This window comes from Pandoraea anapnoica (genome assembly GCF_902459765.1).
Classification (GTDB): Bacteria; Pseudomonadota; Gammaproteobacteria; order Burkholderiales; family Burkholderiaceae; genus Pandoraea; species Pandoraea anapnoica.
The window spans coordinates 509,802-531,457 of the sequence record NZ_CABPSP010000003.1 but is presented as its reverse complement, the minus strand read 5'-3'; the positions used below and the strand labels follow the sequence as shown (position 1 = coordinate 531,457).

General features: G+C 62.2%; 25 protein-coding genes. 16 read left to right on the top strand and 9 right to left on the bottom strand.

The features are described 5' to 3' along the window. Together PAN31117_RS08090 and PAN31117_RS08085 are read right to left on the bottom strand one after the other, a co-directional pair. Complete coding sequence (locus PAN31117_RS08090; protein ID WP_150737762.1) at positions 1-1,233, bottom strand: aromatic ring-hydroxylating dioxygenase subunit alpha; 1,233 nt, start codon at positions 1,231-1,233, stop codon at positions 1-3. A 126-nt stretch (positions 1,234-1,359) separates the two neighbouring features. Further along, complete coding sequence (locus PAN31117_RS08085; protein ID WP_150737703.1) at positions 1,360-2,391, bottom strand: 2Fe-2S iron-sulfur cluster-binding protein; 1,032 nt, start codon at positions 2,389-2,391, stop codon at positions 1,360-1,362. A gap of 183 nt (positions 2,392-2,574) precedes the next feature. Here PAN31117_RS08085 and PAN31117_RS08080 point away from each other — a divergent pair, with 183 nt between their 5' ends. After that, positions 2,575-3,513, top strand: a complete 939-nt coding sequence (locus PAN31117_RS08080) for a LysR family transcriptional regulator (RefSeq protein WP_150737702.1) — start codon at positions 2,575-2,577, stop codon at positions 3,511-3,513. Between the two features lie 44 nt (positions 3,514-3,557). Here PAN31117_RS08080 and PAN31117_RS08075 read toward each other — a convergent pair whose 3' ends face one another. Both PAN31117_RS08075 and PAN31117_RS08070 read right to left on the bottom strand, forming a co-directional pair. Further along, on the bottom strand, positions 3,558-4,673 hold the full coding sequence (locus PAN31117_RS08075; RefSeq protein WP_150737701.1) for a glycosyltransferase family protein: 1,116 nt from the start codon (positions 4,671-4,673) through the stop codon (positions 3,558-3,560). Positions 4,674-4,989: 316 nt separating this feature from the next. Next, entirely contained in the window at positions 4,990-5,733 is a 744-nt protein-coding gene (locus PAN31117_RS08070; RefSeq protein WP_150737700.1) for an SDR family oxidoreductase, read from the bottom strand. Between the two features lie 108 nt (positions 5,734-5,841). Between PAN31117_RS08070 and PAN31117_RS08065 the strand changes: the two genes are divergently transcribed. Beyond that, complete coding sequence (locus PAN31117_RS08065; protein ID WP_150737699.1) at positions 5,842-6,810, top strand: LysR family transcriptional regulator; 969 nt, start codon at positions 5,842-5,844, stop codon at positions 6,808-6,810. A gap of 50 nt (positions 6,811-6,860) precedes the next feature. Here the strand turns inward: PAN31117_RS08065 and PAN31117_RS08060 are convergent, their stop codons facing one another. Continuing rightward, entirely contained in the window at positions 6,861-7,220 is a 360-nt protein-coding gene (locus PAN31117_RS08060) for a VOC family protein (protein ID WP_150737698.1), read from the bottom strand. A gap of 221 nt (positions 7,221-7,441) precedes the next feature. On the opposite strand from PAN31117_RS08060, the gene PAN31117_RS08055 reads away from it, so the two are divergent. Both PAN31117_RS08055 and PAN31117_RS08050 read left to right on the top strand, forming a co-directional pair. Further along, entirely contained in the window at positions 7,442-7,951 is a 510-nt protein-coding gene (locus PAN31117_RS08055) for a hypothetical protein (RefSeq protein WP_150737697.1), read from the top strand. 313 nt (positions 7,952-8,264) lie between these two features. Continuing rightward, complete coding sequence (locus PAN31117_RS08050) at positions 8,265-8,585, top strand: hypothetical protein (protein WP_150737696.1); 321 nt, start codon at positions 8,265-8,267, stop codon at positions 8,583-8,585. A 113-nt stretch (positions 8,586-8,698) separates the two neighbouring features. Here the strand turns inward: PAN31117_RS08050 and icd are convergent, their stop codons facing one another. Further along, positions 8,699-9,952, bottom strand: coding sequence for an NADP-dependent isocitrate dehydrogenase (icd, locus tag PAN31117_RS08045; RefSeq protein WP_150576245.1), 1,254 nt, complete (start codon positions 9,950-9,952; stop codon positions 8,699-8,701). Positions 9,953-10,221: 269 nt separating this feature from the next. Between icd and PAN31117_RS08040 the strand changes: the two genes are divergently transcribed. The 4 genes from PAN31117_RS08040 to PAN31117_RS08025 all read left to right on the top strand — a co-directional run bounded on the left by PAN31117_RS08040 (position 10,222) and on the right by PAN31117_RS08025 (position 12,131). Further along, positions 10,222-10,812, top strand: coding sequence for a pseudouridine synthase (locus PAN31117_RS08040; protein ID WP_150737695.1), 591 nt, complete (start codon positions 10,222-10,224; stop codon positions 10,810-10,812). Between the two features lie 51 nt (positions 10,813-10,863). Beyond that, positions 10,864-11,109, top strand: a complete 246-nt coding sequence (locus PAN31117_RS08035; RefSeq protein ID WP_150737694.1) for a hypothetical protein — start codon at positions 10,864-10,866, stop codon at positions 11,107-11,109. Positions 11,110-11,236: 127 nt separating this feature from the next. Next, a complete protein-coding gene (locus PAN31117_RS08030) occupies positions 11,237-11,449 on the top strand; it encodes a hypothetical protein (RefSeq protein ID WP_150737693.1) in 213 nt (70 codons plus the stop codon). A 202-nt stretch (positions 11,450-11,651) separates the two neighbouring features. Then, positions 11,652-12,131: a DUF192 domain-containing protein gene (locus PAN31117_RS08025; protein WP_370855734.1), complete on the top strand. Its 480-nt coding sequence runs from the start codon at positions 11,652-11,654 to the stop codon at positions 12,129-12,131. Positions 12,132-12,172: 41 nt separating this feature from the next. On the opposite strand, the gene PAN31117_RS08020 is transcribed toward PAN31117_RS08025, so the two are convergent. From PAN31117_RS08020 to xseA, 3 genes are all read right to left on the bottom strand, one after another. Next, positions 12,173-12,889, bottom strand: coding sequence for an HD-GYP domain-containing protein (locus PAN31117_RS08020; RefSeq protein ID WP_150737692.1), 717 nt, complete (start codon positions 12,887-12,889; stop codon positions 12,173-12,175). Positions 12,890-13,256: 367 nt separating this feature from the next. Then, complete coding sequence (gene sodB / locus PAN31117_RS08015) at positions 13,257-13,835, bottom strand: superoxide dismutase [Fe] (protein WP_150737691.1); 579 nt, start codon at positions 13,833-13,835, stop codon at positions 13,257-13,259. Between the two features lie 202 nt (positions 13,836-14,037). Continuing rightward, positions 14,038-15,411 carry an exodeoxyribonuclease VII large subunit gene (xseA, locus tag PAN31117_RS08010; RefSeq protein ID WP_150737690.1) on the bottom strand — a complete coding sequence of 458 codons (1,374 nt, stop codon included), beginning with the start codon at positions 15,409-15,411 and terminating at the stop codon, positions 14,038-14,040. 447 nt (positions 15,412-15,858) lie between these two features. Between xseA and PAN31117_RS08005 the strand changes: the two genes are divergently transcribed. The 8 genes from PAN31117_RS08005 (at position 15,859) to PAN31117_RS07970 (ending at position 21,561) form a co-directional block, all read left to right on the top strand. Then, the gene (locus PAN31117_RS08005) at positions 15,859-16,473 is read left to right on the top strand and encodes a MotA/TolQ/ExbB proton channel family protein (protein ID WP_150737689.1); all 615 of its coding nucleotides are present in this window, start codon (positions 15,859-15,861) and stop codon (positions 16,471-16,473) included. Between the two features lie 15 nt (positions 16,474-16,488). Further along, positions 16,489-16,950, top strand: coding sequence for an ExbD/TolR family protein (locus PAN31117_RS08000; RefSeq protein ID WP_150664378.1), 462 nt, complete (start codon positions 16,489-16,491; stop codon positions 16,948-16,950). After that, a complete protein-coding gene (gene lpxK, locus PAN31117_RS07995; protein ID WP_150737688.1) occupies positions 16,947-18,023 on the top strand; it encodes a tetraacyldisaccharide 4'-kinase in 1,077 nt (358 codons plus the stop codon). The genes PAN31117_RS08000 and lpxK overlap by 4 nt, the downstream gene beginning before the upstream one ends. Beyond that, complete coding sequence (locus tag PAN31117_RS07990) at positions 18,004-18,210, top strand: Trm112 family protein (RefSeq protein ID WP_150737687.1); 207 nt, start codon at positions 18,004-18,006, stop codon at positions 18,208-18,210. Before lpxK ends, PAN31117_RS07990 begins: the two co-directional genes overlap by 20 nt. Before the next feature lie 11 nt (positions 18,211-18,221). Next, entirely contained in the window at positions 18,222-19,028 is an 807-nt protein-coding gene (gene kdsB, locus PAN31117_RS07985) for a 3-deoxy-manno-octulosonate cytidylyltransferase (RefSeq protein WP_150737760.1), read from the top strand. 260 nt (positions 19,029-19,288) lie between these two features. Then, positions 19,289-19,954 (top strand): adenylate kinase, encoded by a 666-nt coding sequence (adk, locus tag PAN31117_RS07980; RefSeq protein WP_150737686.1) that lies wholly within the window; start codon positions 19,289-19,291, stop codon positions 19,952-19,954. A 152-nt stretch (positions 19,955-20,106) separates the two neighbouring features. Continuing rightward, positions 20,107-20,865 (top strand): SDR family NAD(P)-dependent oxidoreductase, encoded by a 759-nt coding sequence (locus PAN31117_RS07975; RefSeq protein WP_150737685.1) that lies wholly within the window; start codon positions 20,107-20,109, stop codon positions 20,863-20,865. Positions 20,866-21,066: 201 nt separating this feature from the next. Then, on the top strand, positions 21,067-21,561 hold the full coding sequence (locus PAN31117_RS07970; RefSeq protein WP_174990868.1) for an Mpo1 family 2-hydroxy fatty acid dioxygenase: 495 nt from the start codon (positions 21,067-21,069) through the stop codon (positions 21,559-21,561). Positions 21,562-21,656 lie beyond the last annotated feature (95 nt).

Below are 21,656 nucleotides of genomic sequence, written 5' to 3'. Positions count from 1 at the left end.
TCAGACGCCCATCACGCGACGCCAGTAGGCGTACATGCCGCGAATCAGCGTTTCCGTAACCATATGCTCGGTGTTTTCCACGCCCGTGCCGCCCAACTCCGCCAGCACCCGGTGCCATGGCTTTTGCGTGAACCCCTCCTGCGAGCATTCGACGGCCTCGCCGTCGTCGGCAGAGACAAACCCCGCCGGGCCGAACAGATTGGCCTGACGCAGACGCCGTTGGGTCATTTCCTCGGTGTCGTCTTCGAATCCAAAGTGCGTCCACACAAAGTCGAACGCATTGTGGCCGCGCGGCTGGATATGCCGCGTGGACACCGAATTGACCTGTTGCTGAAGAATGACGCTGGGGAACAATGTCATGAGAACCGCCGTCGGCCCCTTCCACCAGTCTTCCTGCACGATGTCGAGAAAGCGCATGTCGTTGAGCGCCATCGACTCCTTGAAGCTCGACACCCCTGACGTCACCTCGCCGCCCCCACCCTGTCCGCGCGTGGAAACCATCGCCGCGTGACGTCCATGCGCGTCCATCACCAGCCGCGACTTGTTGTCGGCGCGCCAGAGGCCGAAGGTGACGAACCACGTATGCAGCAACCCCGGGTGATACGGATCCTTGATGTTCTCCTGCATCAGCTTCCAGTTACCCGGAATGCGTTGCTTGTTGTAGCCGAGAATTTTGAGCTTGCGTCCGTCGAACAGCCGGTCGAAGTACGCGCAGATGTCCGGCCCCAGGAAGTCCTCCAGCGATTCGACATCGTGATCGAACGACGCGAAGATCACACCGCCGCGCGTGGCAACCTTCAGTTTTGTGAGTCCGTGATCCTCCGGCCGGAAATCCTTCGGCATGCCGCCGTTGACCTTGCCGTCCTGCTTCACTCCGCGCCGGAACGGCACGCCTTGCAGATTGCCCTTCAGGTCGTAGTTCCACTGGTGGTACGGGCAGTGGAAATCGGTGCGGTTACCGCGCTTCTCCCGGCAGAACTTCATGCCTCGGTGCGCACATACGTTTTCAACCACATTGATCTCACCGCCCGCGTCGCGCGTCACGATGACGGAGCGCTCGCCGATCACCGTGCGCTTGAAGTCGCCCGGATTCGGCACTTCGGCTTCCAGTCCGACGTAGTTCCAGTGATGACGGTAGAAGCACTGCTCCAATTCTTGTCGGTGCAGTTGCTCGTCCGTGTAGACACGAAACGGGATGCGGCTGGAGCCCTCTGCGGGCCAGATATCCGAGATCGCCGACGTGTGCCCGGCGGCATCATGATCGGCACAGGGCGCCGGATCGCATCCGGTCTGGGGTGTTGTCGTCACGTTTGTCTCCTGAGAAATGCGGGGAATGCAGAGAAGCGGTGAAAGCAGAAATCACGCGGCCTTTGCGTAAAACGCGTCGGCGTAGATGTGGGCGCTAGCGATGCCACGCTGGCGAAGCAGGCGCGTCGCCGCGTCGACCATCGGCGGGGCACCGCACAGATAGGCGCGCCAGCCGACAAGGGATTCCGGGGCAGCAAAATCGGCGGCAAGCGCGTCGGTCACGTGGCCGGTGCGGTATTGCGGCGCGGCGCTCACGTGCGCGTCGGACGCAGATGAGGCCGCCACCGTCGTCACGACATGCAGCCGAATGCCGTCGTGACGCGCCGCGAGTTCCCGCAACCACGCGAGCCCATACACATCCTCGGCAGAACGCGCGCCGACATAGATCTCGATGGGATTGGTCATGCCGCTGGCCAACGCGCCCCGCACGATCGACAACACGGGTGCAAGACCGGTGCCGCCCGCGACGCAGAGCATCGGGCCGTCGTGACGCGTACGCAAATACGACGTACCCAGCGGGCCGGACACGCGCACCGCGTCGCCCACCTTCAATTGCTCGTCGACGTAACCGGTGACAGCGCCGCCGGGCACACGGCGGATGTGGAATTCGAGCGTGTCGTCGGCATCGAGCCCAGCCATCGAATACGGACGGATGTGCGCCGGTGTGAATTGCAGCGTGGCGTATTGCCCCGGCGAGAAGCTGAGCGGTTTGGATGGCTTGAGCACTAGTCGCTTGATGTCGTGCGTCAGCGACTCGATGGCCAGCACCGTCGCCTTGAGAATTTTCGCGGGATGCACCACGACTTCGTCCATCGCGGGCAACTCGATTTCGCAATCGCCGTGGAGGGTCGACTGGCAGGCGAGTACGTAGCGCTCGTCTGAATGCCCTTCGTCATGGTGACGGTACTCAACGCCCTCCGCCTCACGCACATCCCCCGACACCACACGGCACCGACATGTCCCGCAACGGCCGGACAGGCAGCTGTACGACACCGGAATGTTGTGATCGGTCAGGACTTTGAGAAGGTTGTCGCCCGAGGCGACGTCAAGTCGCTCGCCGAGCGGTTGCACGTGAACTTGCATGGGGATTTGTCTCCGTTCTGACGGTGCCTTCCGGGCACCGCTGATGGCGTTAAAACGCCGTTTGCAAGAAGCATCGCGCAACGATCGATATAAACCAATAGAATCTCGTTTATATGCCCTATAAATTTCAGTGATTTTGCTGACGTCAGCGCCTCGCGTCGAGAAGACGCTCCTGGACTCGCTATGGACTTGCATGCCGTCGATCTGAACCTGCTGGTGGTTTTCCAGCACCTCTACAACGCACGACGTGTGTCCCGCGTCGCCGAAGCCCTCGGCGTGACGCAACCGGCCGTCAGCAATTCGCTTGCCCGTCTGCGTAAGTTGTTCAATGACGAGCTTTTCATCCGCACATCGCGTGGCATGTTGCCCACGCCGATGGCCACCGAGCTGGCCGAACCGGTAGCGGCGGCTCTCGACGCGCTGCACGGCGTGTTCAACCGGCAACTGGCATTCGATCCCGCCACGAGCCAGCGTGCGTTTCGGATTGCGATGACGGACATCGGCGAGGTGCATTTCCTGCCGAAGCTGATGCACGCTTTAGGGGAGCGCGCCCCGGGCATTACGGTCAGCACGGTGCGCAATACTGCGGTGAACCTGCGCGAGGAGATGGCGGCGGGTCAGGTGGATCTGGCCGTCGGGCATCTGCCGGATCTCTCGGCGGAGTTCTTTCAGCGGCGTCTGTTCCGGCAGAAGTATGTGTGCATGTTTCGCCCCGGGCATCCTCTCGATCGCGTAACGATGTCTGCACGATCGAAGAAAACGTCGCCGGCACGCATGACGCGCGAAGACTTCGAGCGCTCCGAACAAGTGATGGTGGTGGCCGCAGGCACCGGCCACGGACAGGTCGACGAGTTCATGGCACGCGCTCACGTGCAACGCAACATACGGTTACGCGTGCCCCACTTCGTCGCGCTTGCCGACATTCTTCATGCCACGGATCTCATCGCCACCGTAACGGAGAAGTTTGCGCAGCGCAGCGCCCAGCACTTCGGCTTGCGTTACGTCGACCATCCCCTCGACATTCCCGACGTGCAGATCAATCTGTTCTGGCACGCGCGATATCACCGCGAGCCAGCGAGTCAGTGGATGCGTACGCTGCTGTTCGAATTGTTCTCGGAGTAACGAAGTAGCGGCAAAGAAGCGACGAAGCAGCCGTCAGTTACCGCTCAGCGCCCACGCCACGTTTCCCACAGCCCGCGCCAGAACGCATTGGCATTGCGACGCGCGCGCCAGCGCAGATTCGGCAGTGCGACGCCGAGCCATTGCGCAGCATCGTCGATACGGCGCTCCCCGAAGCGCCCGGGGGCTTCGAACAGATCGAGATAGGCCTGACGGTAGTGCCCGACCAGGGTGGCGTCGTGATAGTAGGTTTCCATCCATTTGCGCGACGCCGCACCGATCTCCGCCCGCAACGCCGCGTTCGTCAGCAACTCCACCAGCGGTGCCTCGGCCGCTTCGAGCGGCACGTCGACCCAGGGCAAATCGCATGCGCCCGTGAGACGCCGCAATTGCGATTGCACGCGATTGTCGAGATGCCCCAGCGTCGGCTTGCCTTGCGATAACGCTTCGAGCCCGGAGAGGTGATAGTTGCCCGTCACGCATTCGTCGAGCGCAATCGCAGCATGTTGCTTGAGTCGCAGACACTCGTCGTGCGGCGTGCCGGTGATTAGTCGGACTTCACACAACCCGCGGCGTTCGAGTTTTCGCAGCAGACGCAGCGTCTGTGGTGCCCCCTTCGTCTCCCAGCGCTTGCGCCAACCGGACGAGCGCCCGCTTGGCGAGAACACGATCACCGGCCGTCCCGTCTCGCCCGGACATTCGGGATGCGGCAGATAGCGCGCATCGTCAAGCGGCACGATGTTGGGAACGACACGAGCGAAGGGATAGAAGCGCTCCGGCCCCTGCGCAATCACGAGTTGAGGGAGCGGGTCGTTGACGATGCGCTCGCGCATCGCAGCGTCGTCGCGAGACCAGAGTTCGGGCGCAGAGTGAAACTGACGGATCAGCTTCTTATTACCGAAACGCGTGAGCAGATCCGCGCCGAATGTCGTTTCCATCGGAAAAATCTGATGGATGTGAATGACGTCCGCCTCGGCAATGACATCGAGCGCCTCCTCACGCTGACGCTGCCAGTCGAGATCGACGGCGAACGTGCGCGACGCATACGCCGCTGCGTTATAGACGACATGCCGCGCCGCGATGTCGGTGTGCCGGTTCAGCGCTGCGACGATATTGCCCGGACTGCCCGCCACCGGCGTGTGGGAGAGGTGAACGACCTTCATGCGCGCAGTCTAGATCGTCGTTCGGCGCGTGAGTGTGCGTCGGACGCTGCGCCAGCTTACGCGGCGTTACGGCGGTAATACATCGGCCTCGACATTCCAACGATGGCCGACCAGCGGGTGACGCTCGCTGAAGCCCGCAGTGACGCGGCGTTCGACGCGACCTCCCCTCGGGACAACGTGTCTTCGCAGCCCTTACGAGCGCCTCCGAAGCCCCAAAGTCCGTTGCATTTCTTACGCTTACAGCGCGCCGACGGGAGACGTGAAAATCCGACGTCTCCCACGTCTCCCAATTGGCGTACCTCGCGTGTCCCGATCTTCAGGCGTTGAAACCGCCGTCGATGGTCAGGCTCGCGCCCGTCACGAAACCGGCGTCTTCGCTGGCCACATACGCCACCATCGCCGCGATTTCCGCCGGGTGCGCATGACGCTTGATCGCCATCACGTCGTGCATGCTGCCAGCATGTTCGCCAGCGGCCGGGTTCATGTCGGTGTTGGTGGGTCCCGGCTGTACGTTATTGACGGTAATCCCACGCGGACCGAGGTCACGCGCCATGCCCTTCACGAGACCGACCAGCGCCGACTTGCTCATCGCGTACGTGGCGAAACCGGGGAACGGAATGCGCTCGGCATTGCACGAGCCGATGTTAATGATGCGGCCGCCGTCGCCCATGTGGGCGAGCGCCGCCTTCGACGCGACGAAGACGGCGCGCACGTTGATGTTGAGCATGCGATCGAACTCGTCCAGCGCCAGGTCGGCGATGTTGCCCGCCGAGAAGACACCGGCGTTGTTCACCAGAATGTCGATCTTGCCAAATTGACGTGCCGCTTCGCTCACCGCGCGCGCGAGCGCTTCGGGGTTTGCGACGTCCGCCTGCAGGGCAATCGCCCGGCCGCCAGCCGCCTGAATACGGGCGGCCAGCACTTCGGCGGCCCCCTTCGAGCCGTGATAAGTAAAGGCGACCGCAGCGCCGTCGTCGGCAAGTCGCTGCACGACGGCCGCGCCAATACCGCGCGAGCCGCCCGTCACGAATGCCACTTTGCCTTGAAAGTTCGTTGCCATGATGTTGCTCCACTGGGTTAGGAAGTGAACGCAGTATCGGCTTCGAATTACCTGCAAACTAGACCATAATGCCTATCATCACTTTCAACCCGATGGAACAGGTGAGAGATGGACGCGCTGCATCTGATCGAATCGTTCGTGCTTAGCGCACGCGCCGGAAGCTTCTCGGCGGCCGCGCGTCGACTGGGTATGACGCCTGCCGCCGTCAGCAAGAACGTGGCGCGTCTTGAAGCGCAGCTTGGCCTGCGACTGTTCCATCGCAGCACTCGCAGTCTGACGCTGACAGCGGGCGGAGAACGGTTCCTGCTGGATGTCGACAGCCCGTTCGCGGCGCTGACCGACGCGTTTTCACGTGCAGCCGAGCGCGAGAGCGCACCGTCGGGAACACTCAAGGTGAGCATGGCGCATTCGTTCGGGCGTGAGTATCTCGTCCCAATGCTCGGCGACTTCCTCGCTCGTTATCCGGACATCGTGCCCGACTGGCGTTTCGACAATCGCAGCGTGGACGTTGTCGGCGAAGGGTTCGACGCGGCCATTGGCGGCGGCATCGAACTGACACCGGGCGTTATCGCGCGGCGTCTCGCGCCCACCTATGCGGTGATGTGCGCATCCGCTGCGTATATGACCGGGCGCAAGGTGCCGACGCACCCGTCCGAGCTGACCACGCTCGATGCGGTGATCCGGCGTTCCGGCATGACGGGACGTTTGCGCGCGTGGGACTTGCGCAACGTCGACGGTGAGCGCGTCACCGTCGAAGCCCGAACGCGGATGATCTTCGACGATCCCGAAGCAATGGCGCATGCCGTTGCGCTGGGCTATGGCGTGGCGCTCCTGCCCATGCCGCACGCCGCCCCGATGCTCGCTGACGGCCGTATTCAGCATCTGCTGCCAGGATGGTTCGACGAATACGGCGGCGTGTCCATCTACTACTCGAACAAGAAGCTGCTGCCGTTGCGCACGCGCGTGTTCGTCGATCATGTGGCGCAGGCGTTCGAAGCGCAACAACTCGCAGCACGCTTTGACTGGCGATGGACCGGGACGGCGGGACAGTCAAAGTCGCGGCGACGTGAGCCGTGAGCGACGCCAACGCATCATGCGTCCAGCGTCCCCGGCGATGCGAGCGCCTGTTAGCGATGCGCGAGGATGTTGAGCAGACGACCGAGCGGATCGCGAACGTAGAAACGCCGCACGCCCCACGGTTCGTCGGCGGGACCATATTCGATGGCGACATCCGCTTCGCGCATACGGGCGAGCGCCTCGTCGAGGTCATCCACTTCGATAGACAGATCCGGCACCGGCGTGCCGTTGCCGCCTTCGGTGGCGACGCTCATCTGCACGGCCATCTTCGACGCATTCCCGTACGTCGCAATCCAGCCGTGGTCCATCAGCAAGTCGAGCCCGAGCAGTTCGCCGTAAAAGCGCTGCGCCGCTTGCAGCGCCTGTGGCGATGGCGCGGCGAGATTCGCAACAATGCGGTTGACCTTCATCTTCATCCTCTCCGAGATAGTGCAGATATCGGTGCCCGTCTTCGTCGGGCCAATGCCTGGGCGCTTGTCTTTGACAACGCTAAAAGCGTAGCACGCGACCTAGGATTGACCGCACCTTGCGTTGTCGCCGTCTGTGCACTGTAATGAAAGCGTCTGCCGACGCGGTTTTCGGGGAGGAGAACGCCCCTGCACCGGCTGCCACAGGGGGTGGGAGAGCCATTATGGACACCACCGGAAGGGCATTGGGTACGTCGCGTGCGTCGCACATATCGCGCATTCCGCATGTTCAAGCTATGCGGCGCGGGCTGCGCTGGCTGTGGAAAGCCGTGTGGGTGACGTGTGCCCTCGGGGCGAGTGCGGCGAGCGCAGAACCACCGAATTCCCCCTTTCCGCCGCCAACGCTGGAGGTGGAAGCTGCCGTCGGCCAGAAGGTCATGATCTGGGAACAGACCAATCACAGCGTGCTATGCCGCGACCTTGGCTCTCCGACCTTCGAACTCGACTCACGTCCCACGCTCGGCGAGGTCGCGCCCGAGTGGATCAGTTACATCGTCCCAAAGGGGCAGCGATGCGAGGACATGAAGTTCTCGGGCATGATCGTGTGGTATCAGGCAGGCAACGTGCCGGGCACCGATGTCGTGACATGGCGCGTCGGCTTCCCCCGAGAGTTCGGCAGCCACACGCCCAACACGGGCGACCACCTCGTCACAACGCACATCGTCATACGGTGACGCAGTCACCCACTTCGGGATTATTCGGATTTCCCCGGCGATTTATGACGAATCGCTTGCACTCGACGTATTGGGCCGAAATAGAATTTCCTCCGTGCCCCCTGCGCTGTACTCGTCCAGAAATCCCGATGATCAGACTCCCCTCCGAAACCCGAAAGAAACTCCGACATGTCGCTAACTTTGCGCTGATTGGTGCCACGCTGACCGGCGTCGCCGTTGGCCGAACAGATCTTCCCTACGACCCGCGCGATGTCGTCGGCCTCATGACTGCGGCACTCGCCGCAATCTGGATTTTTCGTCGACAGTGACGCGAATGTGGCTGGAAATTAAATTCGACGCCAACTGGGTCGATTGCGGGGCCGCAATCAGTGGTATTTCTTACGTTGCGTGGCAAACATGGCGAACTCGGCGACAAGGCGGTCGCAGGCCGATTGCGATTTCCCATGATTTCGCTTTCGGCGTCGCGTTTTTCCCGCAATGGTTACTGCTGATTTGTGTGGCGTCGTCAACCATCGTCGACGAACTCGCCAACGCGAGTCGTATCAGTTTGTGCGTCGCGGGGAGTTATGCGCTCGGTGCAATGTGGGACGCCCAACTTGCTGGCCGATCTTGCCACGATAGAAAAAGTGGCTAGCCACGCTTCCATCCTCCGGCCACCCCGACTTCGTTATAAGAAACCCCGACGCGCCTCGCTGCGCCGGGGTTTGCGTAAGTCGTTGCAGGGCGACTCGCCCCGCGATGGCGTCCTTACATGTTCTCGATCATCACGTCGCCGAAGCCGGAGCACGACACCTGTGTGGCGCCTTCCATCAGACGCGCAAAGTCGTAAGTCACCTTCTTCGACAGAATCGATTTTTCCATCGATGCGATGATGCGATCCGCAGCCTCCGTCCAGCCCATATGACGCAGCATCATCTCCGCCGACAGAATCTCCGAGCCCGGATTCACGTAGTCCTTGCCCGCATACTTCGGCGCGGTGCCGTGCGTCGCTTCGAACATCGCAACCGAATCGGACAGGTTTGCGCCCGGCGCAATACCGATGCCACCGACCTGTGCGGCGAGTGCGTCGGAAACGTAATCGCCATTCAGATTCAGCGTGGCAATCACGTCGTACTCGGCGGGACGCAGCAGGATCTGTTGCAGGAAGGCGTCCGCAATCGAGTCCTTGATGGTGATCTCCTTGCCCGTCTTCGGATTCTTCACCTTGCACCACGGACCGCCGTCGATCTCCGTCGCCGCAAACTCCTTCTTCGCAAGTTCGTACCCCCAGTCGCGGAACGCGCCCTCGGTGAACTTCATGATGTTGCCCTTGTGCACGAGCGTCACCGTATCGCGGTTATTGTCGATCGCATACTGAATCGCCTTGCGTACCAGCCGCTCGGTGCCCTCGCGCGACACCGGCTTCACACCAATGCCCGACGTCTCCGGAAAGCGAATCTTGCTCACGCCCATCTCGTTCTGCAAAAAAGCGATCAACTTCTTCGCGCCCGCCGATTCGGCTTCCCACTCGATGCCCGCATAGATGTCTTCCGAATTCTCGCGGAAGATCACCATGTTGATCTTCTCCGGCTGACGCACCGGCGACGGCACGCCCTTGAAGTACTGCACCGGACGCAAACACACGTACAGATCGAGTTGCTGACGCAGCGCCACATTGAGCGAGCGAATGCCGCCACCCACCGGCGTCGTCAATGGCCCCTTGATCGACACGACGTAGTCCTTCACGACCTGAAGCGTTTCGTCGGGCAGCCACACGTCCGGACCATAGATGCGCGTCGACTTCTCGCCCGCGTAGATCTCCATCCAGCTGATCTTGCGCTTGCCGCCATAGGCCTTTTCCACCGCCGCGTCGACGACTTTGAGCATCACCGGCGTAATGTCCACGCCCGTGCCGTCACCTTCGATGTACGGGATGATCGGATTGTCCGGCACGTTCAGGGAGAAATCCTTGTTGACGGTGATCTTCTCGCCTGCCGGGACCTTGATGTGCTGATACGACATGGTGGGGCTCCAATTGGATGGATCGGAATGCGTGCATCAGATGGCTTGCGTCGGACAGCATGAGCGGCCGGTACGTGCGCACCACGAACTGCATTGTGGTCGATACATGAGCGCCCTGCGCAGCGCTGCCTTATTTTAGTCATAGCGCTTCGAAATGCGTGTGACACAATCATAGTCTTATATAAGACATAAGAGTGACGTTTTCGATTATGCATTAACATGTCGCCGCTGACCAGCTTCCTCGGGCATCCCCCTCGCCATCACCCGGTATGACACTTCTCGCTCTCAATAAGCCTTTCGGTACGATCTGCCAGTTTTCGCCGCATCCGACGCGCCCGACGCTCGCCGAGTGCATCGATCTCCCGGACGTCTATCCGGCGGGCCGTCTCGACGCCGACAGCGAAGGCTTGCTGCTGCTCACCGACGACGGCCGCTTGCAGGCGCGCATCGCGGAGCCCGAGCGAAAGCTGCCCAAGACCTATTGGGCGCAGGTCGAAGGTGCGTACGACGAAGCGGCCGTGGCCCGTCTTCGTAGCGGCCTCGATCTGGGCGACTTCGTCACGCTGCCGTGCGAGGCGCGCGAAATCCCCGAGCCCGAGCATCTCTGGGCACGCAATCCGCCGATCCGCTACCGCGCCAGCATTCCGACCCACTGGCTCGAAATCAAACTCGTCGAAGGCAAGAATCGCCAGGTCAGACGCATGACGGCGGCCGTCGGCAAACCGACGCTTCGGCTCGTGCGCGTGGCTATCGGCCCGGTCGACGTCTTTTCGTTAAACCTCGCACCCAGTCAGTGGTGCGAACTGCCGCAACAAATACTTACACTTTCCGGTCAACGCAGCCGTCGTCCATCTCGTTGAGGGAACAGGTGCGCAACATACGCACCACTACCGAAACGAGGAAACCACATCATGAACAAACTGCTGCTCGCCCTGACCGCCGGCCTGATCGTGTCCGGCGCCGCGATGGCCCAACAATCGGCGCCTGCGACGGCGCCTGTCGCTCCGGCGGCGCCCGCAGCAGCAACGCCTGCGATGGCGGCTCCGGCGGGTGACCATGCCATGTCGGCGCAGAAGACGACCAAGCACAAAAAGCATCATCACAAGAAGCACGCGAAGAAGCCGATGAGCCAACCGTCGACCGGTAACAAGCCGTAATACTTGTCGTCGAAAAAATCCGCGAGTGGGTTGTCAACCGATGTCCCGGCGGGACGTTAAAGGAGATGACTCAGTTCGCGGGTCAACGAGTACACCATCCAAACATCGAGCTCCAACGAGGAATCTCATGAAAAAACTGATCGCTGCCCTGGTCGCTGGCCTGTTCGCAACGGGCGTGTTCGCCCAAGCTGCTGCTCCGGCTGCTGCCGACACGGCTGCTCCGGCTGCTGCTGCTAGCAAGCCGGCTGCCAAGAAGAAGTCGTCGACCCACAAGAAGCACGCCAAGAAGTCGTCGAAGAAGGCTGCTGCCGCCGAAGCTCCGGCCGCTGCAAGCAAGTAAGTACCGCGTCGCGCAGCACGCCTGCGCAACCGACGGTAACAAGCAGGTTGCTCGTGCAACCTGCTTTTTTTTCGTCCGGCAGATACAATGACCCGCTATCCGCTTGAGACAAATTCGCCGGATTCCCGACGAAATTGCTGCGGAATTTCCACTGTCGTCCGACCGTATTCTTGACGTCCCCCGATCTTCTCAGGAGTCTTTTGTGAGCCGGATTTCGCGTCAACTGGCCGCGCTCGCCGCCAGCGCCACATTCACCAGCATCGCCGCCGTCATGGCGCTAGCCCCGGCCAGCGCCGCTGCACAAATCAAGCAGCCCGGTGAATTCCCGACCGTGCAACTCTCTGCGGGCATGTATCTCATCAAGGCCGAAGTCGCCGCGAACGAGAAAGACCGCGAGCAGGGCCTGATGTATCGCAAAGCCATGGCCGACAATGCAGGCATGCTCTTCGTGTTCGAGCAAAGCGCCGGTCACTGCTTCTGGATGAAGAACACCGATCTGCCGCTGTCCATCGCGTTTCTTGCGGACGATGGCACGATCGTGAACATCGAAGACATGGAGCCGCAGACGGAAGACAACCATTGCCCGCGTGCTGCTGTGCGATACGCGCTCGAGATGAACAAGGGCTGGTTCGCGAAAAAGAAGATCAAAGCGGGTTCTAAGATTTCCAACCTGCCGCGCTGATCGCTTCCTTGCGCATCCTTCATGCAGCGCGCCGGTAGTCGCTATCGCGCGCGGCTCGATATTTCAAGCGCCGCGCCGAGCGATTGCTCGAGAAATCGATCCAGCAGCCACGGATCGAAGTGACGTCCACGCTCGGCGAGCATCGCGCCGACGATCTGCGCCGGACTTAACGCCGCACGATACGGACGATGACTGGCGAGTGCATCGAAGACGTCGACCAGTGCCACAATGCGCCCGGCCAACGGAATGCGGTTGCCGGAAAGCCCATAGGGATAGCCGGTGCCGTCGTAACGTTCGTGATGCGTGCGCGCCACCGTGGACGCCAACTCGCATGCGGCACCGCCGATGGCACTCAGCATCTCGGCCCCCAACTGCGGATGCATACGCATCGTCAATATCTCGTCGGGCGACAATCTGCCCGGCTTCTCCAGAATCAAATTCGGAATGCAAAGCTTGCCGGTGTCATGCAGCGCCGCCGCAAGCCCCAACGCCTGCGCCTTGACGGCGGACATCCCTAACGCCTGCGCAAATCGCCATGCCAGCGCGCCGACGCGCCACATGTGTGTGGCCGTCCCGCCGCGTTTGTATTCGGCCAGACGAAACAACGTCCAGGCGGCGGGAGGCAGGCTGCGCATCAGTCGCGCATCGGCGAGCCAGAAGCGGGGCGGTGTGTCTTGGACCGCGTCGGCACATCGAGTGTCGATCGCGAAATGCGCTATGGCCGTGGCGGCCTCGCGCGATGGCGCAGGGTCTGGCATACGTTGTCCGTTCGGATTGAGGGGTTCACTCTAACGAGGCGCCCGCGTACGAACGTTGACTTCGATCAAGCGCAGTGCAAAAACCTGCAATCCGGTGACCGTTGAAAACGAAGGGAGACATCGCGCCTGAGGTGCGAAGGTCAGCACATCGGCAAGGCGATCGGAGCGTAACTGCGGGAGGGAGGTGCTGCGGCGATACGGCGGCGGATGCGGTGAAACAAGCGCCGAAGTCGTGCGGCGATGTCGCGGATAGCTTGCTGAGTTTTGCCGGCGACGCCAGACGCTCGGGTTGGGCGTCTGACGTGCCCTTCAGCGAAGGCTCACTGAAGTCGACTCTGTGTCGGCCGGCAAATTCCGGGAACGTCGATTACGCGAAGTTCTTCGCGGCGAATTCCCAGTTGACGAGGTTCCAGAATGCCTCGACGAACTTCGGACGAGCATTGCGGTAGTCGATGTAGTAGGCGTGTTCCCACACGTCGATCGTGATCAGCGGCTTGTCGGCGCCGGTCAGCGGCGTGGCAGCGTTGCTGGTGCTCACGATGTCGACCGAACCGTCGGCCTTCTTCACGAGCCACGTCCAGCCCGAACCGAAGTTGCCCACGGCCGACTTCGAGAACGTTTCCTTGAATGCGTCGAACGAGCCGAACTTGGCGTCGATGGCCTTGGCCAGATCGCCGGCCGGTGCACCGCCGCCCTTCGGCGACAGCGTGTTCCAGAAGAAGGTGTGGTTCCACACCTGTGCTGCGTTGTTGAACACGCCGCCCGACGACTTCTTGATGATGTCTTCGAGGCTGGCGTTTTCGAATTCGGTGCCCTTGATCAGGTTGTTCAAGTTGGTCACATAGGCTTGGTGGTGCTTGCCGTAGTGATACTCCATCGTTTCCTTGGAGATGGTCGGCGCCAGTGCATCGATGGCGTACGGCAGTTCAGGGAGCTTGTGTTCCATGGCAATTGTCCTTTGTGCTCTGAGGGGAACCCGATTTTGCGTTATCCGGAGCCATCGATTCTAGGGCAGATGCGAAAACCCCGCAAACCCAACGGGTACTTGGTTTGCCGCACTCTGCCTTATCAATGTGACGATTGTTTGCCGATCCCGGCTAATCGACGCACGATGCCTGCGATTCGCCTGCTTTGCCGAACCGCATCGACTAAAAAGTATCGTCTAGCCTGACCTGGACATCACCAATGCCCACGTCGGCCGCCCCATCGGCAAGGTGCATGGTCACTTGCTGCCCCCGCTGAAGTCTTCGAGGGTCTCGCAGAGGCTGGCCCTTCGCGTCGAGGACTGCGGCGTATCCGCGTTGCAGGGTGCGGCGCGGATTGAGCAGTTCAAGTTGCGCGGTGGCGTCCGTCAAACGTTGCGCCGAGCGCTCGGCCCGGCGCGACATGGCCGTTTGAAGACGTTGTTCGAGCAATGCCACGCGCTCATGCTGCGATGCGACATCGGGCACCGCCCGCGCATGGCGCAGTCGCAACATTTCGAATCGACTGCGACGCTGGGCCAGCGGGCGTTCGAGGGCGTGGCGCATGCGATCGGCCAGATGTGCCAGTTCCCCGCGCTGGCGCGCCAGACGCTCGCGCGGCGAGACCATCGCACGCGACAGGCTGTCGAGTTGCTGGGCGCGCTGCTCCAGCGTACGACGCATTGCACGGCTCAGGCGCTGACGCTCCCGGTCGACCTCGCGCAGGCACTCGTCGCGCGCTGCCGAGATTAGCTCGGCAGCCGCCGTGGGCGTGGGTGCGCGCACGTCTGCCACGAAGTCGGCAATCGTGAAATCGGTTTCGTGCCCCACGCCGGAGACCACTGGCAGTTCGCTGCGCGCGATGGCGTGCGCCAGCACTTCTTCGTTGAACGCCCAGAGGTCCTCGATGGAGCCACCGCCCCGGCACAACAACAGGGTGTCGACTTCGCGGCGCGCATTCGCCGTGTCGAGCGCCGCCGCGAGCCTGGTAGCGGCGTCCGCCCCCTGTACGGGCGCGGGATAAATGACGACGCTCACATGCGGGGCGCGACGCGCGAGCGTTGTCAGCACGTCACGCAAGGCGGCCGCCTGCAACGACGTGACAACCCCCACGCGACGGGCATAACGCGGCAATTCACGCTTGCGCCCGGCATCGAACAGCCCGGCAGCGGCGAGCTTTTCCTTCAGACGCAGGAACGCCTCATAGAGATTGCCCTGCCCCGCGCGCCGGATCGCTTCGACGTTGAGTTGCACCTCGCCGCGCGGCACATACATGGAAAGCAAGGCACGCACCTCGACGCGATCGCCCTCCTTCGGTGAGAAATCCGCATGCTGCGCGCGACCGCGGAACATCACGCAACGCATTTGCGCCTGCGCGTCCTTGATCGAGAAGTACCAATGGCCGCTGGCGGCGCGCGTGAAGTTGGAAATCTCGCCGCTGACCCATGCTAACGGGAAACTCCGCTCCAGCACGCCGGCAACGGCCTTGTTCAAATCCGAAACACTGAGTACACGATCCGCACCACCGGTGGGCCGCGTGTCGTCGAAAGATAAGTTCATGCGTGTGCGCTGACGAAAAACTGTCCACAGGCCCGCTAATTTAAGGGTTTTCTCGCCGGGATGCCCGACAATTCCTACGTGCCGGGTGCAAACCCTTGATTTATCGGGCTTTGCAAGGGGCTTCCACAGCGTAAAAAGGCATGTTTGCGTGACACACGACAAGATATATCTTCAGAGGCCGACATGTACACATAGTTATCCACAGGCTGACGAGGAAATCCTGGGATTTGTGAACTTGCGGAGGTGTTCATTTCTGAAACCGCTCATTGCTCATTTTTTCATCACAAACCAAAAAGTTCCACCGCGTCAAAGAGTTGCTAAGAGTATCCAAAGGTTGTCCACATCCTTGTGCTCGTCAGGTGTGGAAAACGGTGCTTGCCCATCCCCCCCCTGCACGCTACAGTTCGGACTCGTTTGCCCATCCCCCGCAATAAGCAAGAGGTCTCTTTGTTCGCCGTCATCCAGGCCGCCGGCTGGCCCATCTGGCCACTTCTCATCGCTTCCATCATTGCTCTCGCCCTGATCGTCGAGCGCGCCCTGTCGCTTCGCCGCGCACGCGTGCTGCCGACCGGCGTACTCGAAAACGCGATCACGCTCGCGCGCCGTGGCGCTGCCAAGCAAGACGCCACCGAAGCACTGGCGCGCGGTTCCATGCTGGGCCGAGTGCTCGCGACCGGCGTGCGCTACGTCGCCCACAATCCGCAGGGCCCGCGCGAAGGCGCGAAAGAGGCGCTGGAGGAAACGGGACGTGCCGTCGCCCATGAACTGGAGCGCTTTCTGCCCGCGCTGGGCACCATCGCCTCGGTCGCACCGCTCATGGGTTTGTTCGGTACGGTGATCGGCATGATTGAGATCTTCGGTGCGCAGGACGCAACGGGCACCGATCCGGCCCAACTGGCGCACGGCATCTCCGTTGCGCTCTACAACACCGGCTTCGGGCTGATGATCGCAATTCCGGCGATGATCTTCTATCGGTACTACCGCACGCGCGTCGACGCCTTCCTCGTCGAACTCGAAACACAGGCGGTCCATTTTCTCGATGCCACGCTGCCGCGGCACTGATTCGAGAGACATGCGATGAATTTCCGTCGAGGTCTCTCCACGCGCGACGAGCCGGAGATCAATCTGATCCCGCTCATCGACGTGCTGCTCGTCATCCTGATTTTTCTGATGGTCACGACGACCTACACGCGCTACACCGCGCTCAAGGTCAATCTGCCCACGGCAGACGCGGAAAAAGCGGTCGTGCCGCCGCGTCAGATTGTCGTTTCGGTAGGCGCCGACGGCAGCTACGCGATCGACCGGCATGCGCTGGCACAACGCGACGTTGCCGGTCTGACGGCGGCGCTGCGCCAGGCGGCCGGCCCCGCCAATACCGGCGCGGAGCCACCGGTCATCATCATCAACGCCGACGCCAAGAGCACGCATCAGTCCGTCATCAATGTGATGGAAGCCGCGCGTGAGGCTGGATTGTCGCGTCTGACCTTCGCCGCCCGTTCGACGACGGCGCACGGCGCACCTGCGCAACCCTCCCGATGACACGACAAACGCCGCGACAGCCGGACACCGTGAAGGGTGCGCGCGCACGCGCCCTCGTGCCGCGTCTGTCGGGCTCGCTGGTCCATTGGGTCACGGCGCAGTGGCAACGGCGGGGACTCGCCGCCTGGCTGCTCTGGCCGCTTTCGTGGATCTTCTGCGGCATTGCGGCGTGGCGTCGCATGGGCTTTCGCCGTGGCTGGAAGCCGTCGACACGGCTTCCCGTCCCGGTCGTCGTGGTCGGCAATCTGACTGTGGGCGGCACCGGCAAAACGCCGACCGTCATCGCACTGGTCGGCGCGTTGCGTGAACAGGGCTACACGCCTGGCGTGCTTTCGCGAGGCTACGGGGCGAAGCTGACCCGGCCGACGGAAGTCGTGCCAACGGCACGTCCGGAAGCCGTTGGCGACGAACCGCTGCTGATCGCGAAACGAACCGGCGCGCCCGTGTGGGTCTGGCCGTCGCGCGTGGAAGGCGGGCGGGCGTTACTGGCGGCGCATCCCGAATGCGACGTCATCGTCTGTGACGACGGTCTTCAGCATTACGCCCTCGCACGCGACGTCGAAATCGCCGTCTTCGATCATCGGCTCGGCGGCAATGGTTTCCTGCTCCCGGCGGGGCCGCTGCGCGAACCGTTATCGCGGCAACGCGACGTGAACCTCATTAACGATCCGTATGGCCGAACGCTGCCGGATTGGCCTCATACGTGGCGCCTGACGTTGACGTTGGGCGACGCGTGGTGCGTCAGCCAGCCGCCGCTCACCCGCGCGCTGTCTCACTTTGCGGACAAGCGCGTGCTGGCAGCCGCTGGTATCGGTGCACCGGAGCGGTTCTTCGCGGCATTGCGCGCAGCGGGGTTGCAGATCGAGACGCTGGCGTTGCCCGATCATTACGACTTTGCGACCAATCCGTTCGACGGCGTCGCCGCCGACGTCATCCTGATCACCGAAAAGGATGCAGTAAAATGCGTCACCTGGTCCGACCCGCGTGTGTGGGCCGTACCTGCCGAGGCAGCGCTGGATGCGCGCCTCGTATCACTGGTAGTGGAGAAATTGCGTGGACAACCGACTGTTTGAGATTCTCGTCTGCCCGTTGTGCAAGGGCCCGCTGGAGCTGGATAAAAAAGCCCAGGAGCTGATTTGCCACGCAGACAAGCTCGCTTATCCGATTCGTGACGGCATTCCCGTCATGCTGGCCGACGAAGCGCGTCAGTCCGTCGAAGGCACGCCCGTTCCGGTGAACGACGACAAGTCCGCATCGTGAGCGATACCACGTTGCGTCCCGGCACCCAGGGTGTCGCTGCTGCCACCACCGACTTTGTCGCCGTGGTGCCTGCACGCCTGGCGTCGACGCGTCTGCCCAATAAGCCGCTCGCCGATATCGGCGGCAAACCGATGGTCGTGCGCGTCGCCGAACGTGCACGTGAATCGGGGGCGCGTCAGGTTGTCGTGGCGACCGACGCACAAAGCGTCGTCGATGCGGTATCCGCACACGGATTCGACGTGGTGCTGACGCGCGCAGACCACCCGACGGGCACCGACCGTCTGGCGGAGGTCGCCGTGGCGCAGGGCTGGCCGGACGACACCATCGTCGTCAACGTTCAGGGCGACGAGCCGCTGATAGATCCGCGTCTGGTGCACGCCGTCGCGGCCCATCTGGCCGAACACCCCGAATGCGCGCTGTCGACTGCCGCACATCCGATTACCGACAACGCAGAGATCTTCTCCCCGAACGTCGTCAAGGTCGTGCTCGATGCGCATGGCCGCGCGCTCTATTTCTCACGTGCGCCGATTCCGTGGTCACGTGACGCGTGGTCCGCCGGACTCGCGAGCGTCGCCACATTGCCCGCCGCCACGACGCCAGTCTTTCGTCACATCGGCCTGTACGCCTATCGCGCCAAGTTCCTGCGCAGCTACCCGAGTTTGCCGCAAGCCCCCATCGAGACGGCTGAATCGCTGGAGCAATTGCGTGCGCTCTGGCACGGCGAGCGTATCGCCGTACTCGTGACGGACGACGCGCCACTGCCGGGCGTCGACACGGCAGAAGACCTCGAACGCGTGCGCGCATTGCTGAAAAACTGACGTCGGCACGCGTCCCGGAAATCGCACCGGTGCGACACCGGGCCGTCTGCAAAACGCCGCCTGGCGGGCATGACGTGGCATAATCGCTCTGATTCTCGCGAGCAGACCCCCGGTCGCGCGCGTCGCGCACTGCCGGGCGCGATGTCTGCGCGCAGCGCGGTTTGCCGGTCACAGGACCCGCAACCGCCGCAGAGCACCGGAGACGCACCTGCCTGCCGCACGCACAGCATTCACAAATCACAAACTTTCAGGAGTCATCGATGCGTCTGATTTTGTTGGGGGCACCCGGGGCCGGCAAAGGCACCCAAGCCACTTTCATCAAAGAAAAATTCGGCATCCCGCAAATCTCGACCGGCGACATGCTGCGCGCCGCGATCAAGGAAGGCACACAACTCGGCCTTGAAGCCAAGCGCTTCATGGATGCAGGCGATCTGGTGCCGGACGACGTCATCATCGGCATGGTCAAGGAACGTCTGACGGCCGACGATTGCAAGAACGGTTATCTTTTCGACGGTTTCCCGCGCACCATCGCGCAAGCGGAAGCCATGAAGAAAGCCGGCGTCGCCATCGACTTCGTCCTCGAAATCGACGTGCCTTTCGAGGAAATCATCACCCGCATGAGCGGTCGTCGTACGCACCCGGCATCGGGCCGCACGTACCACGTCAAGTTCAATCCGCCGAAGGTGGAAGGCGTCGACGACCTGACCGGCGAGCCGCTCGTCCAGCGTGACGACGACAAAGAAGAAACGGTCAAGAAGCGCCTCGCAGTGTATGAGTCGCAGACCAAACCGCTGGTCGCCTACTATTCGGACTGGGCCAAGCACGGCAGCCCGGGCGCGATCGTTGACGCACCGCAGTACCGCAAGATCTCGGGCCAGGGCAGCGTGGATGAAATCCGCGCGCGCGCGTTCGACGCACTGAAGTAAGGCGAACGGGTCCATAGGTCGATGCCGCCCCGCGATTCCGTGTTGTTCGCAACACTTGCGGTCCGGCAAGGGGTTATGCCCCGTCAGTAACGCCACAGAAGAAGGCGGCCAGTTCAGACTGCGCCGCCTTTTTTGCCAATGGAGGATGACGCATGGAAATTCAGGGCAATGTGTTTCTGATCACCGGTGGCGCCTCAGGGCTCGGCGCGGCAGCGGCGCGCTGGCTTGCAGGGCTTGGCGCGAAGGTCGTACTGGCCGATGTGAATGTCGACGAAGGCGAAACGCTCGCCGAGAAGCTCGGGGGCCAGTTCGTGAAATGCGACGTCACCCGGGAAGATGACGGCAAGGCCGCTGTGGCAGCCGCACAAGCACTCGGCACGTTGCGCGGGCTCGTCAACTGCGCGGGCATCGCCATCGGCAGCAAGACGGTCGGGCGCGACGGCCCCCATCCGCTCGACGCCTTCTCGCGCGTCATCCAGATCAATCTGATCGGCACCTTCAACATGATTCGGCTCGCGGCCACCGCCATGAGTCAGGGCGAACCGAACGGTGAAGGCGAGCGCGGCGTGATCGTCAATACGGCGTCGGTCGCCGCTTACGATGGCCAGATGGGACAAGCCGCTTACGCGGCATCGAAAGGCGGCGTGGCCAGCCTGACGCTGCCGGTCGCGCGGGATCTCTCGCGCAGCGGTATTCGGGTGATGACCATCGCGCCGGGCATTTTCGAAACGCCGATGATGCTCGCCATGCCCGCCGAAGTGCAGGCGTCGCTCGGTCAGATGGTGCCGTTTCCGCCGCGACTCGGTCGACCTGCCGAATACGCGATGCTGGTCGAACAGATCGTGCGCAACCCGATGCTCAACGGCGAAGTGATTCGACTGGACGGCGCGATTCGCATGCAGCCGAAATAGCGCATCGGCGGTCGATAACACGTAGGGAATGGCGCTAACGGCGCGCTGCGGACACTTTGTCGCAGCGCACCAAAAAGTCGTTCGGACTATGGCTACAATGGAATGCCGGACGCAGATTGCGGTCGGCTAAAGGCACCGGTTTTCATGCTCCAGCCGGCGCTCAGATGTTCTCCCCGTCGTCCCCCGAGGCAGGAGGCTGGCATGAAATCACTGGCGCAACAGATGTCGTTCTATCAGCGCTATCACCGCAGTCCCAAGAACCGTCTCACGCATTTCTTCGGCGTTCCCATGATCATCCTCGCGGTGATGCAGGCATTCTCGTGGGTGCCGCTCGGCCCCAGCGGCCTGAACGCAACACACGTGATCGTGCTGGTCCTGCTGATGTACTACTTCCTGCTCGATGTCCCGCTTGCGCTTGCCATGACGGCGTTCTTCGCCGTGCTGCTGGCGCTCACGCAACATCTGGCGAGGCTGCCATGGCCGTGGGCGCTCGCCGTCTTCGGTCTGCTGTTCGTCGGCGGTTGGATCGTGCAACTGATCGGCCACCATTACGAAGGCCGCAAGCCCGCCCTGCTCGATAACATCTTCCAGATTTTTATCGCCCCGATGTTCCTCATGGCCGAAGTGTTCTTCCATTTCGGTTACAAGCCGGGGCTGAAGCGCGAAGTGCAGGAGCTGTCGATGCAGTCGGTGTAGCAAAGTGCAAGACGTGCACGAGCTAGCACCCCACGTCAAAACGCCAGCCGGTGAATGCGGCTGGCGTTTTTTTTGGCTGACACTGCGGAGCGAAA

Excerpts from the sequence above, each read along its gene's own strand:
- PAN31117_RS08085 (WP_150737703.1), bottom strand. The coding sequence starts at position 2,391 with ATGCAAGTTCACGTGCAACCGCTCGGCGAGCGACTTGACGTCGCCTCG.
- PAN31117_RS08080 (WP_150737702.1), top strand. The coding sequence starts at position 2,575 with ATGGACTTGCATGCCGTCGATCTGAACCTGCTGGTGGTTTTCCAGCAC.
- PAN31117_RS08075 (WP_150737701.1), bottom strand. The coding sequence starts at position 4,673 with ATGAAGGTCGTTCACCTCTCCCACACGCCGGTGGCGGGCAGTCCGGGC.
- PAN31117_RS08070 (WP_150737700.1), bottom strand. The coding sequence starts at position 5,733 with ATGGCAACGAACTTTCAAGGCAAAGTGGCATTCGTGACGGGCGGCTCG.
- PAN31117_RS08065 (WP_150737699.1), top strand. The coding sequence starts at position 5,842 with ATGGACGCGCTGCATCTGATCGAATCGTTCGTGCTTAGCGCACGCGCC.
- PAN31117_RS08060 (WP_150737698.1), bottom strand. The coding sequence starts at position 7,220 with ATGAAGGTCAACCGCATTGTTGCGAATCTCGCCGCGCCATCGCCACAG.
- PAN31117_RS08055 (WP_150737697.1), top strand. The coding sequence starts at position 7,442 with ATGGACACCACCGGAAGGGCATTGGGTACGTCGCGTGCGTCGCACATA.
- PAN31117_RS08050 (WP_150737696.1), top strand. The coding sequence starts at position 8,265 with ATGTGGCTGGAAATTAAATTCGACGCCAACTGGGTCGATTGCGGGGCC.
- icd (WP_150576245.1), bottom strand. The coding sequence starts at position 9,952 with ATGTCGTATCAGCACATCAAGGTCCCGGCAGGCGAGAAGATCACCGTC.
- PAN31117_RS08040 (WP_150737695.1), top strand. The coding sequence starts at position 10,222 with ATGACACTTCTCGCTCTCAATAAGCCTTTCGGTACGATCTGCCAGTTT.
- PAN31117_RS08035 (WP_150737694.1), top strand. The coding sequence starts at position 10,864 with ATGAACAAACTGCTGCTCGCCCTGACCGCCGGCCTGATCGTGTCCGGC.
- PAN31117_RS08030 (WP_150737693.1), top strand. The coding sequence starts at position 11,237 with ATGAAAAAACTGATCGCTGCCCTGGTCGCTGGCCTGTTCGCAACGGGC.
- PAN31117_RS08020 (WP_150737692.1), bottom strand. The coding sequence starts at position 12,889 with ATGCCAGACCCTGCGCCATCGCGCGAGGCCGCCACGGCCATAGCGCAT.
- sodB (WP_150737691.1), bottom strand. The coding sequence starts at position 13,835 with ATGGAACACAAGCTCCCTGAACTGCCGTACGCCATCGATGCACTGGCG.
- xseA (WP_150737690.1), bottom strand. The coding sequence starts at position 15,411 with ATGAACTTATCTTTCGACGACACGCGGCCCACCGGTGGTGCGGATCGT.
- PAN31117_RS08000 (WP_150664378.1), top strand. The coding sequence starts at position 16,489 with ATGAATTTCCGTCGAGGTCTCTCCACGCGCGACGAGCCGGAGATCAAT.
- lpxK (WP_150737688.1), top strand. The coding sequence starts at position 16,947 with ATGACACGACAAACGCCGCGACAGCCGGACACCGTGAAGGGTGCGCGC.
- adk (WP_150737686.1), top strand. The coding sequence starts at position 19,289 with ATGCGTCTGATTTTGTTGGGGGCACCCGGGGCCGGCAAAGGCACCCAA.
- PAN31117_RS07975 (WP_150737685.1), top strand. The coding sequence starts at position 20,107 with ATGGAAATTCAGGGCAATGTGTTTCTGATCACCGGTGGCGCCTCAGGG.
- PAN31117_RS07970 (WP_174990868.1), top strand. The coding sequence starts at position 21,067 with ATGAAATCACTGGCGCAACAGATGTCGTTCTATCAGCGCTATCACCGC.